Genomic DNA, 14,563 nt, shown 5'->3' on the forward strand with positions numbered 1-14,563 from the left:
TAAAAATTCTGGTTAATTAGTTGGCTAACTCATAAGGTATTTCTATAGTAACGCAAACTCCTGTCGGTTGATTGGGTGTAATGATCATTTGTGCCTTTTCTTTGTAAATGAGCTTCAAGCGTTCGCGAATATTTTGCAAGCCCAGACCGGTGCCGTTGCTAGGCATTGCGCCGAAACCGAGACCATTGTCACTGACAGAGACGCGTAATTTATTGTGCGCGACCTCGGCATGAAAGTGTACGGTGCCACCTTCCGCTTTGACTTCTAATCCATGTTTGATCGCGTTCTCAACCAGTGATTGCAACATCATTGGTGGGAATGAGGCGCTGCGTAATCCTTCTGGCATATTAAAGTCGACTTCCAGGCGTTCCTCCATCCGCATCTTTAAGAGCTCGAGATAAGACTTCACCATATCGGCTTCACGCCCGAGATTCGTTTTGGCAGCATTCTCACGCATTTGTGGCAATACGGCACGCAGGTAGGAAATCAGGCTGCGTTGCATTGCTGCAGCTCTTGGCGGATCTGTCTCGATTAAATATTCGACGGATGCCAGCGTGTTGAAGAGGAAATGCGGCTCGACTTGTGCCTGCATCATTTGCATCTGTGCCTCACTGACCTGACGCAATAAAGACTCCCTTTCAGCGGACAGATTAGCTTCTTTGGCTTTCTCTTCAGCGCGAACTTTGCCGCCCATTAATGCCTTCATCCCGAGAAGGCCGAAGATCAAAAGCATGACAAAGTTCATAAACCATTTAGATGATTTCTTCTGGTAGCTTTTTACTTCTTCATCAGCGGCGTCGGCAACAGCATCTTCAATGTCATTACTGATTTCCTGGGCAATGTCTGGAGGTAATTTGATATGGATGTCATCCTGGCCTGCTTTGGGCATGTCTGGCATTGCCGGAGGGCTTGGCGGTGAGGTCGGATTAGATGCATTGGGTGGCTCAGGTTGTGCCGGTACTGCTGACGGAGCAGGTGGTGTGGAGGAGCTGCCCTCTTTCAGAACACGGATGCCATTTTCATCAATTTCGATTTGCTTGCCACCACCATCAGTCTTATTTTTGCGGATGTGAATCCCGGTGCCGTCGATCTCGATATTCGTATCGCCATCGTTGATACTTTTTGTTTTGCTTGCTTTTTTCGCAGCTTTTTTATTGGGGACAATGACGCCATCGTCTGAGTTCAGAATATTGTCCTGGAAGATGGAGCCGGCAATCATCATGATTAACGCGAATAGAAAAAATTTCCACCAGGATAAGGTTGTCACCCAGGCAGCAGTCTTGTCAAACGCTTTACTTAACCAATGCAAGAATGCATTGATAAGTTCTTTGATGGTTTGGATCGCGTTGGGATTCATGATGAGGCTTTCTGATAATGATTTACTTTTTTTGCTTTGCCAATCAAGTTGAGATCAGGCATTGCATACTGTTTTGCGGCATGTTGTCACTCTAAAGAAATAGAGTGACGATTACCATCAGCATGCGACAGTCTGCAAAATCGGGGGAATAGAAATAGAAAATTCCATTCTGGTATGCAGATGAAAATACAGGCGAATACACAGATGAAGGCGCAGATAAAATAGGTTCTTCGTCCTTAAACTTTTTTATGGCGGTGAGATGTGGTGAAATAAGCAATTTTATGGCGACACAATTCATTTGTGTGCAATATGATAAAAATGGCACATGTACTGGCTTCAGCCATCACATATGCCATTTTTAAATCCGGGAAATTAATTACTCTTGAGTTGCCGCTTATTTTCTAACCAAGGGTGCAAATCTTCTCTTGTCATTGGTTTGGCATACAAATAGCCTTGCGCTAAATGGCAGCCGAATGAGAGCAGCGTCTGCGCTTGCATCTCGCTCTCTACTCCTTCTGCGATGATGGCGATGCCTAAACTTTTGCCTAGTTGAACTACCATTTTGGCAATGCTACCTTCGCCTGAGTCTTGTCTGATTTCATTGACAAAAGCACGGTCAATTTTTAGTTTGTCGATATCGAGTTTTTGTAAATGACTCAGTGACGAGAACCCTGTACCAAAATCATCAATCGAAATCTTAATACCTAGTTGTTTAATCTGATGCAGAGTTTTAATCAGCAGTTCCGGGTCCTTCATTGCCATCGATTCGGTGATTTCCAACTCAATCGATTCTGGCGGTGCCTGAGTATCTTGCAAGGCGCTGTTAAGGGATTGCATAAACAGCGGATGAGAGAATTGTGCCTGCGAGACGTTAATCGCCATCTGAAAGTCTTTATACCCTAAGCTACGCAAATGAACCAATTCACGGCATGCTGTGCGCAGTACCCACTCCCCGATGTCAACGATCAGGCCAGAATATTCGGCGATAGGAATAAATAAATCGGGCGGAACAAATTTGCCTTCCTCGGTTTTCCAGCGGAGCAGGGCTTCTGCTCCGACTACCTGTCCATTTGACATGTCAATTTGTGGTTGGAACACCAGAAACAATTTTTCATTTTCAAATGCTGCGCGCAAAGCGTGCATCAGGCGCACACGTTCACGTATTTCCACACCCATGTCTCGTGTGAAGTAGACAAAGCTACCACGTTGATGCGTTTTTGCACGCTTGAGCGCAATGTTAGTGTCTTTGAGGGCTTCAGACCCGTCACCATCGTAGTCAGATAGTTCAACTAAGCCGATCGTTGCAGATAATTGCACATCCTGTCGATCGACCTGAAATGGCGGCGTAAACAAGGTCAGGATCGCTTGTGGACACACCATTTCTTCGTCACCCAGTAGCGCAAAAGTATCACTTCCCACGCGGGCAAGCTGACAATCTTCGCCAAAATGCTTGACCAGACGCTGGGCGACAGCACACAGCAGCATGTCACCGAACTGATGGCCTAGAGCGTCGTTGGTTTCGGCGAAATGATCGATGTCAATCAATGATAGGGCACTATGTTTTTTGAGCGGCGATTGCAGAGTTTCATTTAACGTCTGCAATAATTTGAGCCGGTTTGCCAGGCTGGTGAGCGGGTCATAAAACGCATAGCTGTGTAACCGTGAGGTCAACATGACGTTATCCAGACCAACAGAGACATTATTGCAAAAGACTTCGAGCAGACGTTTGTCCATCTCGCTCAGGTTCAGTCCAATATTCAGGTAAACAGTCAGGTCGCGATCTGCAACATTGCTGAAGTACAGTGTTGTTGATTCAGGCTCGTATAAATTACAGCGCTCCTGCATTGACCTTTGTACGATCGCATTCGCCTTCTCATCGACGACATCGCTGACCGGATGATCGATCAGGTGTTGGAACGAGTGCGTCGCGGCGATGATTTTAAGTTCTTTTTCTCCGTCTGCACCTTGCTGTGAACAGACAAAGCCTTCTGCCTGATTGCCAAGCAGACCTGAGATTTGGGTGAGCACGCCTGATGCAAAATTCTGTAAACCACGTAATGCCATCAGCTCAGTGCTAGCGTTGATAATCAGTTCAAGTCCGCGACGGCTGGCGCTGATCGCGCAAATTTGTTCGTAGGAGCGAATCGCGGATGTGACTGCAGTGTAGAGTTTGGTGCGGGTTAGTTCAGATTTGGTTTTGTAGTCGTTGATGTCGTAATCACGAATAGCGTCTATCTCTGGCGCGTAGCCTGGCTGGCCTGTGCGCAGGATAATACGTACATCGGCGAGTCCCAGTGTCTTGCGTATGTGGCTGACGAGCTGGAGTCCCGCATCTTCTTGCTCCATCACGACGTCTAGCAGAATGATCGCTATATCTGTTTCGTGTTGCAGTATGTCGCGTGCTTCGGCAGCTGAATACGCATGTAGGAAACTTAGCGGACGATGCTGGATCTCCAGACTGCCTAAGGCAAACGTTGTCGCTGAATGTACATCCGGATCATCGTCGATGATCATGATTCGCCACGTTGGGTGAAGCTTGGTCACTGTCGAAGCGTCACTTTCCTCTGGTTCATCCAGAAAGACCAGATCATCTTCGGAAGAGTGGATCATTGCATTCATCTGAGAAGCGACTCCAAGAATGGATTTATATTTTGACTACAAATCTTAAAGGTTATGTTTGTATGGAACTATCGCATTAAATTTACAAACAGCCAAGTCACAAATGCTCTGTGTACCCAGTATAAAACAAGAAAACTTAATAAATCGTAGTTTGTCTCTATAAAAACGGAATTTGTAGGGGCGGTAGATGTTTTGTGGCTGTTTTTTGATGTTTTGGATGTGTCTGTTTCAGGGTTTTTGTCCGGTTAATGGGGATCGCTGTTAGAATTGCGTCAATCCTGAATAAAATTTTGCAGAACACTATGTCTGGTAATACTTTTGGAACTTTATTTACTGTAACCACATTTGGCGAGTCTCATGGACCAGCGATTGGTTGTGTCATTGATGGTTGCCCTCCGGGTCTGGAGTTGTCTGAGCTGGATATTCAGCCGGAACTGGATCGGCGCAAACCTGGTACCTCGCGTCATGTCACGCAAAGACAGGAGCCAGATACCGTAGAAATCTTGTCGGGTGTATATCAAGGCAAAACAACGGGGACGCCGATTGCTTTGCTGATCCGTAACCAGGATCAGCGTAGTAAGGACTATGGCAATATCACCGAAACCTTTCGCCCGGGACATGCTGATTTTACCTATTGGAACAAATACGGCATCCGTGATCCGCGCGGCGGTGGTCGTTCCTCTGCACGTTTGACTGCACCTGTTGTTGGTGCCGCTGCGATTGCCAAAAAATGGTTGCAGCAGCAATACGGCACCACCTTTAAGGGCGGCATGAGTCAGTTAGGCGATATCGCAATTCCCTTTCAGTCCTGGGATCATGTACCTGAAAATCCATTTTTTGCACCAAACAATGATGTGACGTTAATTGCGCAGCTTGAAGATTATATGGATGCGCTGCGCAAAGATGGCGACTCCATCGGCGCGCGTATTGATGTGGTTGCGAGTGGCGTGCCGGTTGGCTTTGGGGAGCCTATCTATGACAAGTTGGATGCCGAGATTGCCTACGCTATGATGGGGATTAATGCGGTCAAAGGTGTGGAAATCGGTGCTGGATTTCAATGCGTCACCCAGCGCGGTTCCGAACATGGTGATGAGTTAACGCCGGAAGGTTTTGTTGGTAATAATGCCGGTGGCGTCTTAGGTGGGATTTCAACAGGACAGGACATTACTGTGTCCATCGCGATCAAGCCTACTTCCTCTATTAGGACCTCGCGCCGATCAATCGACAAGGACGGCAATCCTGTGATGGTGGAAACTTTTGGTCGTCACGATCCATGTGTTGGTATTCGCGCCACGCCGATCGCTGAGGCCATGCTGGCATTGGTGCTGATGGATCACGCCTTGAGGCACAGGGCGCAATGCGGTGATGTGCAAGTCACCGCTTTTAAATAGAAAAATATGAAATAAGGTGAGTATGTTTAAAAACACCTTCAATCGCGCTGTTCTTTATTGGTGCTGAAATATATACTTGCCCGGAGTATGTTTAGTTTTCCGCAGGTTTATCCTGGACGCATTGTTTTATCTCGGTGCGCTTGCTTCGCCAAATAAAATAGGGGAATTTTTCTGATTCCCTTGATTTTTCCAACAAAAATTTTGCTTTAAGTCGCTATTCAGGTTTTTTATATTGAAACCTGGATGCCTTAAATTGATGCGTGACACGGTTCTGCAATGCACAATTGTGGCATAATCAAACTCAAATCTTGCATAAGAGTCTCCCGGACTCGGTCTTAAAGGCCACAAAATCACTTGCGTGGTGCACGATTGATCGGTTTTGCTGCATAGTCATCCGACAGCGCTGTGTAAATTCGCTCATCCATCACGCTCGATTCTTTGTGTTCGTTTAGTTGTTGCTCAAGCCAGACTAAGCGAATCGATGTCCGGCATTCCTCTGTGCATGTGTTGTGCCTGCTGATCAATTCTTGGCCTATTCCTGCCGTTTGTTTATTTTGTTTGCGCAGCATACGATTTAGTTTTTCATTATTTACCGCTTTTTAAATCATCGTGCAGGCTTCAGATCATGCTTAAAACGCTTTACGACAAACTGTGGGAGTCCCACGTAGTTCATGCCGACGACGATGGTACGGCCATCTTGTATATAGACCGTCATTTACTGCATGAAGTTACCAGCCCGCAGGCTTTTGAGGGGCTCAAACTGGCGGGGCGCCAGCCTTGGCGTTTGTCCGCGAATTTAGTCGTCGCAGATCACAATGTGCCAACGACGAATCGTATTAACGGTATTGACGATCCTACCTCTCGTTTGCAAGTAGAGACGCTGGATGCCAATGCAAAGCAATACGGACTGACTTATTTCGGTATGAACGATAAGCGTCAGGGTATTGTGCACGTCATCGGACCGGAGCAGGGTGCCACTTTGCCCGGTATGACGGTTGTCTGTGGTGATTCACATACCTCGACTCATGGCGCGTTTGCCTGCCTGGCGCATGGCATTGGTACGTCCGAAGTCGAGCATGTGTTGGCCACGCAAACACTGATTGCTAAAAAGTCCAAAGCCATGCTGATACAGGTGGACGGTGCAATGCCAGCAGGCGTTACCGCAAAGGATATTGTGCTGGCTGTCATCGGCAAAATTGGCACGGCCGGTGGTACCGGTTATGCGATTGAGTTTGCTGGCTCAACAATACGAAGTCTGTCGATGGAAGGTCGTATGACCGTATGCAATATGGCTATCGAGGCAGGTGCCCGTGCAGGAATGATCGCGGTTGATCAGACCACGATTGAGTATGTAAAAGGCCGTCCGTTTTCGCCGGTCGGCCCGCACTGGGATACTGCTGTCGCTTATTGGAACACCTTGCACACTGATGCCGGCGCAAAATTTGACATGGTTGTGACACTGAATGCTGCCGAGATCAAGCCACAAGTTACTTGGGGTACATCCCCAGAGATGGTGGTCAGTATCGATGCTCGCGTACCAGATCCAGATCAGGAAAAAGATGCTGTTAAACGTGATGCAATGGAAAAAGCCTTGGTTTACATGGCATTGAAGCCGAACACAGCAATTGAAGATATCCGCATCGACAAAGTGTTTATCGGCTCGTGCACTAATTCCCGTATAGAAGATTTGCGTGCCGCTGCGGCTGTGGTGCGCGGCAAATTCCGTGCGTCGAACGTCAAGCTGGCCATGGTGGTGCCAGGCTCTGGTCTGGTCAAAGATCAGGCTGAGCGCGAAGGTTTGGATAAAATTTTCCGTGATGCAGGTTTTGAATGGCGTGAGCCGGGTTGCTCAATGTGCCTGGCGATGAATGCAGATCGCCTGGAGCCAGGTGAGCGTTGCGCCTCTACATCCAATCGCAATTTTGAAGGTCGTCAGGGGCAGGGCGGCCGTACTCATCTGGTTTCTCCTGCGATGGCTGCTGCGGCAGGTATTGCCGGTCATTTTGTTGATGTCCGCGCTTTGCGCTAATTTTTATTTGAAGGAATTAACATGAAAAAATTATTTACTTTGGCTGTCTGCGTGTTTGTTCTGGCTGCTTGCAATACAGTGCAAGGCATTGGTAAAGACGTCAAAAAAGCAGGCGAAGTGGTTGAAGGCGCTGGTAAAAAATAATCATGGAAAAATTTACCGTTCTTGATGGTCTCGTTGCGCCTATGGATAGAGCCAATGTCGACACTGATGCCATCATTCCTAAGCAGTTTTTAAAATCAATACAGCGTAGTGGTTTTGGACCTAACCTTTTTGATGAGTGGCGTTATCTGGATCACGGTGAGCCCGGAATGGATAATTCTAAGCGCCCGTTAAATCCTGATTTTGTGTTGAATCAGGCGCGCTATCAAGGTGCTTCGATTCTGCTGACGCGTAAAAATTTTGGTTGTGGTTCTTCTCGTGAACATGCACCTTGGGCGTTGGATCAGTATGGCTTTCGTGCTGTGATTGCGCCTAGTTTTGCGGATATTTTCTTTAATAACTGTTTTAAAAATGGCTTGCTGCCGATTGTTTTGAGCGAGACGCAAATTGATCAGTTATTTAACGAGGTCAAGGCTTTTCCTGGTTTTCGCCTTATCGTGGATCTGGAAAAACAAGTCGTGACGACATCGAGCGGGAGTGTAAGTTATCCGTTTGACGTGGATACCTTCCGCAAATATTGTTTGCTCAATGGCCTTGATGACATCGGTTTGACCTTGCGTCAGGCCGACAAGATCCGCGCATTTGAAGAGCGTCATATCGCAATGCAACCCTGGTTGGCTAATACGATTTAATTGAATTTGACAAAACATGAAAATAGCAATTTTGCCGGGCGACGGCATTGGCCCTGAGATTATCGAACAAGCGGTAAAAGTTTTGAATGTGCTGGGTGAGTCATTTGAAATGGAAACAGCGCCAGTTGGTGGCGCGGGCTACGAAGCGAGCGGGCATCCTCTGCCAGAAGCAACGCTGAAGTTGGCGCTGGATGCGGATGCGGTGCTGTTTGGCTCGGTCGGTGACTGGAAGTACGACACACTGGAGCGTGCGTTGCGCCCGGAGCAGGCGATTCTCGGCTTGCGTAAAAACTTGAATCTGTTCGCGAATCTCCGGCCAGCAATTTTATATCCTGAGCTTGCGGGCGCTTCGACTTTAAAACCTGAAGTAGTTTCTGGTCTGGATATATTGATTATCCGTGAATTGACCGGTGACATTTATTTTGGGCAGCCGCGTGGCGTAAGAGAGTGCCCGGATGGTCCGTTTAAAGGTCAACGCGAAGGTTTCGATACTATGCGGTACGCCGAGGGAGAAATCCGTCGCATCGCTCATGTCGCTTTTCAGGCAGCGCAAAAACGCTCAAAACGTCTGACCAGTGTGGACAAAGCGAACGTACTGGAGACTTTTCAGTTCTGGAAAGATATCGTGACCGACGTACATAAAGAATATCCTGATGTGGCTCTGGATCATATGTATGTTGATAACGCCGCGATGCAACTGGTACGTGCGCCGAAAAAATTCGATGTGATTGTGACTGGCAATATGTTTGGTGATATTTTGTCGGACGCGGCGGCAATGCTGACCGGTTCTATCGGCATGCTGCCATCCGCGTCTCTGGATGCAAATAATAAGGGCCTGTACGAGCCTTCGCATGGTTCTGCACCGGATATCGCCGGCAAGGGCGTGGCAAATCCTTTGGCAACGATACTCTCTGCGGCCATGATGCTGCGTTTTTCTTTGGGTAAAGCTGAGCAGGCTGACCGTATTGAGAATGCCGTCAAGAAGGTATTGTCACAAGGCTTGCGTACACCGGATATTTTTGAGGCAGGTACAACGAAAGTTGGTACCGTTGAAATGGGTAATGCGGTAGTAAGTGCGTTGACTTAGAAAGTGGTTGGTATGTAAATCAGCAGGGATTGCCTGCAAATTTTAGGGAAAGATGATGAAACTAGTTGGTCTGGTAGGTTGGCGTGGAATGGTGGGTTCAGTCCTGATGCAGCGCATGCAGGAAGAGGGCGATTTTGCTCATATCGAACCCGTGTTTTTTTCGACATCCAATACAGGTGGCACAGCCCCTGCGATGGCAAAAAATGAAAAAACATTGAAAGACGCAAATGATATTGATGCGCTGAAGAAGTGCGACATTATTATTACCTGCCAGGGCGGTGACTACACGACGGAAATTTTCCCTAAATTACGTGCATCGGGCTGGGACGGCTACTGGATTGACGCGGCATCCACTCTGCGTATGGACTACAATGCAGTGATCGTTCTTGATCCGGTTAATCTCGATGTGATCAAGACCGCATTAAGTCGTGGTGTGAAGAATTATATCGGCGGTAATTGCACGGTCTCCTGCATGTTGATGGGCTTGGGCGGTCTGTTCCAGCATAACCTGGTTGACTGGATGTCCTCCATGACATATCAGGCTGCTTCGGGTGGTGGGGCGCAACACATGCGCGAGCTGTTAACGCAATTTGGCAGTATCAACGCCGAAGTTAAGGCTTTGCTGGATAACCCGGCAGCGGCAATTCTGGAAATTGATCGCAAAGTACTGGCTAAGCAACATGCATTTACTGGCGACGAAACGAAGCAGTTTGGTGTTCCATTAGCAGGTAACCTGATTCCTTGGATTGATAAAGATCTGGGAAATGGCGTCTCTAAAGAAGAGTGGAAAGCTGGTGCTGAAACTAACAAAATCTTAGGTAAAGGCGCTGCTTTTGGTTCTGAGGCAATCCCGGTTGATGGTTTGTGCATTCGTATCGGTGCGATGCGTTGTCATTCTCAGGCATTGACCATCAAGCTCAAAAAAGACGTGCCTTTAGATGAAATCAACGACATCATTGCGCAAAATAATCAATGGGTTAAAGTTGTACCCAACGAGCGTGAAGCCTCTATGCGTGACTTGACTCCTGCTGCAGTGACTGGCAGCCTAACTATTCCTGTCGGACGTCTGCGTAAAATGCAGATGGGCGGCGAATACTTATCTGCTTTCACGGTGGGCGATCAATTATTGTGGGGTGCTGCAGAGCCCTTGCGTCGTATGTTACGTCTCTTGGTTGCAGAATAAATACGATATGTCATTCTGAATGCTTTAAGCCAGTAGGATAAAAAGGAGTGAATTCACTCCTTTTTAATTTTTTGAGGGTTTTTTACCGTTCTTCTCTCCGGATTGTCAAACTGCAACAACGATTTATACTAAACGCAAATAGTTTGACCTCTTAATGTATTTACCATACTGACAAATCGAGTTAAGCTTGCACGGCTAAGTTTGTAATGTTATCTTGCGACAATATGATGCATCCATCTCTTATTTGATGTGATTGCTATCGCCAACTGGATTGACCAAATTACCCAAATATGTCCTATAAAATGCATAACTATAAACGCTCACCAGTCATTTCTCTGGGAGGCAAAATGCTGGGTGCAGCGGTAGCCTCATCTTTGTTCATGTTGTCCAGTGCCTATGCAACAGGCCTGGGGAAATTAACTGTTCTGTCCTCTTTGGGGCAGCCTCTGCGTGCAGAGATTGAGCTGACATCTCCCAATAAGGATGAGATTGGTTCACTCGTGCCAAAACTGGCATCGTCAGAGTCTTTCCGTCAGGCAAGTATTGATTTTAATCCTGCCTTATTGTCTTTGCGCTTTAGTGTGGAGCAACGTGGGGCTGGGTATGTGATACGTATCAGTTCAAATCAGGCGATGAACGAGCCTTTTGTCGATATGTTGCTGGAACTGAATTCAAGTAATGGTAAATTGTTGCGTGAATATACGTTCTTGCTCGACCCCGCTGAGTTAAGGAATAGTCAGTCAGCACAGGTGGCGAATCCTGTGACTGTTGCTGGTTCGACACAGTCAACGGCACCCAATGCTGTGCTGACACGTCCTGCCACGAATTCGGCTCTGCAACCGGCTCAACAGGCTGCACCCTCAGAACGTAAGACATCAACACCAAAAAACGAAACGGCAGCACAATCCAAGCCAGCCGGTGACTATCAGGTAAAGCCTGGTGATACCTTAAGCAAAATCGCCGGTAGCTATAAGGCAGAAGGCGTTTCTCTGGACCAGATGCTGGTCAGCTTATATAAAGCTAATCCGCAAGCATTTGCTGGCAACAACATGAATCGCTTGAAGAGTGGGCAGATTTTAACTGTGCCTGATGGTGAGACTAGTCGTTCTTCAATCAATACTTCAGAGGCGCATTCAGTCGTCATGGCACATGCCAACGATTTTAGCTCGTACAGAAACAAACTTGCAGGACAAGTCGCGACTGCACCAGCGGAGAAGGTAGCCGCCACTAAGCAAACTGCCAGCGGTGTTATTACCGCCAAAGTCAAAGAAGTTCCTACAGCAACGAATGAGTCACTGGATAAGCTGAAATTATCAAAGGCGGCTCCTAGTGCTTCAGCGAAATCGGCGACAGGCAAGGCAATCGATGAAGATAAAATTGCAAAAGACAAAGCAATAGCAGATGCAAATGCCAGAGTAAAAGAGTTAGAGAAGAACGTTGAAAGTTTACAAAAAATTCTTGAAGTTAAAAACAAGGATCTAAGTGACAAACAAGCTGCTGCAAAATTGGCATCAGCATCAGCATCAACGAAAGCTGCTTCTGCGTCTTCCCCGTTGCCAGCGGCATCGGTGCCAGCATCAGCTTCTACTCCAGCTCAGGCTGTAGCACCTGCTATCGCGTCCAGTCCGGCGCCTGTAATTGCTAGCGTGGCCAGTGCAGATGGTGCCGCATCTGCGCCACCTGTAAAAACACCGGTCAAGAAAAAAATATTGCCGCCTCCACCACCTCCTGAGCCAGGATTTTTTGACAGCTTGATGGATAGTGGGTTCCTGTTACCTGGCGCTGGAGTGTTATTGGCTTTACTTGGTGGTTACGGTATTTTCGCAAGCCAGCGTAAGAAAAAATTACAACAGTTTGAGGATAGCATCCTGACTGGTTCCAGTATGAAAGCCAACTCAATGTTTGGCTCTACTGGTGGTCAGAGTGTAGACACCAACAATAGTGTCTTTAACTCAAATTTCGCACCATCGGCAAGTCAGTTGGATGCGAATGAGGTTGATCCGGTTGCTGAGGCGGATGTGTATATTGCCTACGGACGTGATTCTCAAGCAGAAGAAATTCTGAAGGAGGCTTTACGTACTCAACCGGACAGACATGCAGTCAGAGTGAAGTTGCTGGAAATTTATTTCACTCGTAAAGATGCTAAATCATTCGAGCGTCTGGCAGGTGAATTGTATGGTATGACCAGCGGTGAGGGCGATGATTGGGCTCAAGCTGCTTCTATGGGTATTTCATTGGATCCAACGAATCCGTTGTATGCTGGTGGTAAGGCGCCCGCGGATGCGACTGGCGTGATGGGGGCAGGAACTCAGCCATTGGAGGATCTGGATCCTGATGCATTGCTAGCAAATTCTTTGACTCATGATATGTTGGAATCTATCAGTATCATTGATACTGCTCATGGTTTAGGTGATGAAAAAGCGCCTGAATTGCATCAGGAAGACATGAGTTTTACCGCTGTTGATACAAATGCGGGTTTGGGTGCATTGGATTTTGATTTGGAAATACCAGGAGCCGATACTGCTCCGGCGTTGGCTGAGTTGGAAGTGCCGAAAATACCTGACACGTCCGCAAGTTCTCATGCCGCGAAACATGTAGAGCCAGTTGCTGAAGAAATCGTTGATTTTGCGTCAATTGATTTTGACATGGGTGGAGATGCGCACGTTGCTGAGCCTGCAGTTGTCGATACTCCTGTTGCAGTTCATGTCGAGCATTCTGATAATCAATTCAATATCGATCATTTGTCTTTAGATTTGAATCCACCTGAGAGCGTTTCAGATGATCTAAGTGGCATTGCTTTTGAATCTTCGGCACAGCCAGAACTGCATATGCCCGTATCTGAGGTTGCTGAGCATTTAGTGTCGCAAGCGATTGTTCCTGATGCACCTGCTGCTTTTGAATTTGATTTGTCCGGCATTGATCTGGACCTTGAGCAGGAGGCTAGTAAATCCGAGGTAGTCAATCTGGATCGCCAAGAGTCGCAGGCTTATAATGCTGAAATGGCAACCAAGCTTGATCTTGCTGTTGCTTATCACGAAATCGGCGACAAGGATGGTGCGCGTGAATTGCTGGATGAGGTTGTCAAGGGTGGAACGCCAGATCAGATAGTCAAAGCACAGGAGATGCTGTCTCAATTGTCCTGAGTCTAAAGTGACGCAACGACGGGCGCGGCATTTTGCCTGCGCCCGTTTTTATTTTAACGACTAGTAAATGGATTTGAATTGAAGCGCTTGGTATTAGGTGTGCAATATGACGGTAGCTGCTGGCAGGGTTGGCAAACGCAGCCGTCGGGTAAAACGGTTCAAGATCAATTAGAGAAAGCACTTTCTTCTTTTGCTCAGACGCCAATCATCACCGCTTGTGCAGGTCGTACGGATGCCGGTGTTCATGCGGTCGAGCAGATTGCGCATTTCGATACTGAGCTTGACCGGTCAATGTATTCTTGGGTCAACGGTGTGAATGCTTTTTTGCCCGACTCGGTATCAGTTCAATGGGCGACGGAAGTTCCTTTTACCGATCCTGATGCTCACGATAATTTTCATGCACGATTCAGTGCTTATGCAAGAACATATCATTATGTTTTGTATAATAATCCAGTGAGGTCAGCGCTGTTATCGCAACGAGCAGGCTGGGTTTTTCGGCCTTTGGATCTTGAACGCATGCAAGCAGCGATACCTTTTTTAGTCGGCGAGCATGACTTTACCGTTTTTCGTGCTGCAGCATGTCAGGCGAAATCTCCGGTTAAACACATGTATGACGTTCAAATAAAACAGGAGGGATCTCTGTTTATTTTTAGTCTGCGAGCGAATGCTTTTCTGCATCATATGGTCCGTAATATTGTTGGTGCCTTGATTTTTGTCGGCACCGGTAAGCGTGAACCAGCGTGGATTGAGGAATTGATATCGAGTCGTGATCGCAGTCAGTCAGCCCCAACCTTTATGCCTGACGGACTTTATCTTGCTCGTATAGATTACGACCCTAAATGGTGTTTGCCGCAGCGTAAAATAGAAGCAGATTTTCATTTTTCTCCTTTTGTATAGGTGTTTAATTGGATTTTGCGTATTATTTTATTTTGTTTTATTGCCATTGATTTAATCCATTGC

Annotated in this window: 11 protein-coding genes; 8 read left to right on the forward strand and 3 right to left on the reverse strand. The window is 47.1% G+C overall.

Annotated elements, in window-relative coordinates; genetic code table 11:
* Window positions 1-16: 16 nt before the first annotated feature.
* Window positions 17-1,357, reverse strand: a complete 1,341-nt coding sequence (locus ACO0LE_RS08370) for a sensor histidine kinase (protein ID WP_422959943.1) — start codon at window positions 1,355-1,357, stop codon at window positions 17-19.
* A gap of 372 nt (window positions 1,358-1,729) precedes the next feature.
* A complete protein-coding gene (locus ACO0LE_RS08375) occupies window positions 1,730-3,967 on the reverse strand; it encodes a bifunctional diguanylate cyclase/phosphodiesterase (protein WP_422959944.1) in 2,238 nt (745 codons plus the stop codon).
* Between the two features lie 311 nt (window positions 3,968-4,278).
* Here ACO0LE_RS08375 and aroC point away from each other — a divergent pair, with 311 nt between their 5' ends.
* The gene (gene aroC / locus ACO0LE_RS08380; protein WP_422959945.1) at window positions 4,279-5,367 is read left to right on the forward strand and encodes a chorismate synthase; all 1,089 of its coding nucleotides are present in this window, start codon (window positions 4,279-4,281) and stop codon (window positions 5,365-5,367) included.
* A gap of 350 nt (window positions 5,368-5,717) precedes the next feature.
* Here aroC and ACO0LE_RS08385 read toward each other — a convergent pair whose 3' ends face one another.
* Window positions 5,718-5,936 carry a hypothetical protein gene (locus tag ACO0LE_RS08385; RefSeq protein ID WP_422959946.1) on the reverse strand — a complete coding sequence of 73 codons (219 nt, stop codon included), beginning with the start codon at window positions 5,934-5,936 and terminating at the stop codon, window positions 5,718-5,720.
* A gap of 56 nt (window positions 5,937-5,992) precedes the next feature.
* Here ACO0LE_RS08385 and leuC point away from each other — a divergent pair, with 56 nt between their 5' ends.
* The 7 genes from leuC (at window position 5,993) to truA (ending at window position 14,500) form a co-directional block, all read left to right on the forward strand.
* Window positions 5,993-7,396, forward strand: coding sequence for a 3-isopropylmalate dehydratase large subunit (gene leuC, locus ACO0LE_RS08390; protein ID WP_422959947.1), 1,404 nt, complete (start codon window positions 5,993-5,995; stop codon window positions 7,394-7,396).
* A 21-nt stretch (window positions 7,397-7,417) separates the two neighbouring features.
* Window positions 7,418-7,540, forward strand: coding sequence for an entericidin A/B family lipoprotein (locus ACO0LE_RS08395; RefSeq protein ID WP_422959948.1), 123 nt, complete (start codon window positions 7,418-7,420; stop codon window positions 7,538-7,540).
* Between the two features lie 2 nt (window positions 7,541-7,542).
* On the forward strand, window positions 7,543-8,190 hold the full coding sequence (gene leuD / locus ACO0LE_RS08400; RefSeq protein ID WP_422959949.1) for a 3-isopropylmalate dehydratase small subunit: 648 nt from the start codon (window positions 7,543-7,545) through the stop codon (window positions 8,188-8,190).
* Window positions 8,191-8,206: 16 nt separating this feature from the next.
* Complete coding sequence (leuB, locus tag ACO0LE_RS08405) at window positions 8,207-9,277, forward strand: 3-isopropylmalate dehydrogenase (protein ID WP_422959950.1); 1,071 nt, start codon at window positions 8,207-8,209, stop codon at window positions 9,275-9,277.
* 55 nt (window positions 9,278-9,332) lie between these two features.
* Window positions 9,333-10,460, forward strand: a complete 1,128-nt coding sequence (asd, locus tag ACO0LE_RS08410; protein ID WP_422959951.1) for an aspartate-semialdehyde dehydrogenase — start codon at window positions 9,333-9,335, stop codon at window positions 10,458-10,460.
* Window positions 10,461-10,762: 302 nt separating this feature from the next.
* Complete coding sequence (locus tag ACO0LE_RS08415) at window positions 10,763-13,603, forward strand: FimV/HubP family polar landmark protein (RefSeq protein WP_422959952.1); 2,841 nt, start codon at window positions 10,763-10,765, stop codon at window positions 13,601-13,603.
* Between the two features lie 78 nt (window positions 13,604-13,681).
* Complete coding sequence (gene truA, locus ACO0LE_RS08420; protein ID WP_422959953.1) at window positions 13,682-14,500, forward strand: tRNA pseudouridine(38-40) synthase TruA; 819 nt, start codon at window positions 13,682-13,684, stop codon at window positions 14,498-14,500.
* The last annotated feature ends 63 nt before the right edge of the window (window positions 14,501-14,563 follow it).

Origin of the sequence: Undibacterium sp. Xuan67W, from assembly GCF_049340165.1 — a bacterium.
GTDB lineage: Bacteria > Pseudomonadota > Gammaproteobacteria > Burkholderiales > Burkholderiaceae_D > Undibacterium.

Bases quoted from the DNA above. Each gene is read 5' to 3' on its own strand.
- ACO0LE_RS08385 (WP_422959946.1), bottom strand. From the start codon at position 5,936: ATGCTGCGCAAACAAAATAAACAAACGGCAGGAATAGGCCAAGAATTG.
- ACO0LE_RS08415 (WP_422959952.1), top strand. From the start codon at position 10,763: ATGCATAACTATAAACGCTCACCAGTCATTTCTCTGGGAGGCAAAATG.
- asd (WP_422959951.1), top strand. From the start codon at position 9,333: ATGAAACTAGTTGGTCTGGTAGGTTGGCGTGGAATGGTGGGTTCAGTC.
- leuD (WP_422959949.1), top strand. From the start codon at position 7,543: ATGGAAAAATTTACCGTTCTTGATGGTCTCGTTGCGCCTATGGATAGA.
- aroC (WP_422959945.1), top strand. From the start codon at position 4,279: ATGTCTGGTAATACTTTTGGAACTTTATTTACTGTAACCACATTTGGC.
- leuB (WP_422959950.1), top strand. From the start codon at position 8,207: ATGAAAATAGCAATTTTGCCGGGCGACGGCATTGGCCCTGAGATTATC.
- ACO0LE_RS08375 (WP_422959944.1), bottom strand. From the start codon at position 3,967: ATGATCCACTCTTCCGAAGATGATCTGGTCTTTCTGGATGAACCAGAG.
- ACO0LE_RS08370 (WP_422959943.1), bottom strand. From the start codon at position 1,357: ATGAATCCCAACGCGATCCAAACCATCAAAGAACTTATCAATGCATTC.
- ACO0LE_RS08395 (WP_422959948.1), top strand. From the start codon at position 7,418: ATGAAAAAATTATTTACTTTGGCTGTCTGCGTGTTTGTTCTGGCTGCT.
- leuC (WP_422959947.1), top strand. From the start codon at position 5,993: ATGCTTAAAACGCTTTACGACAAACTGTGGGAGTCCCACGTAGTTCAT.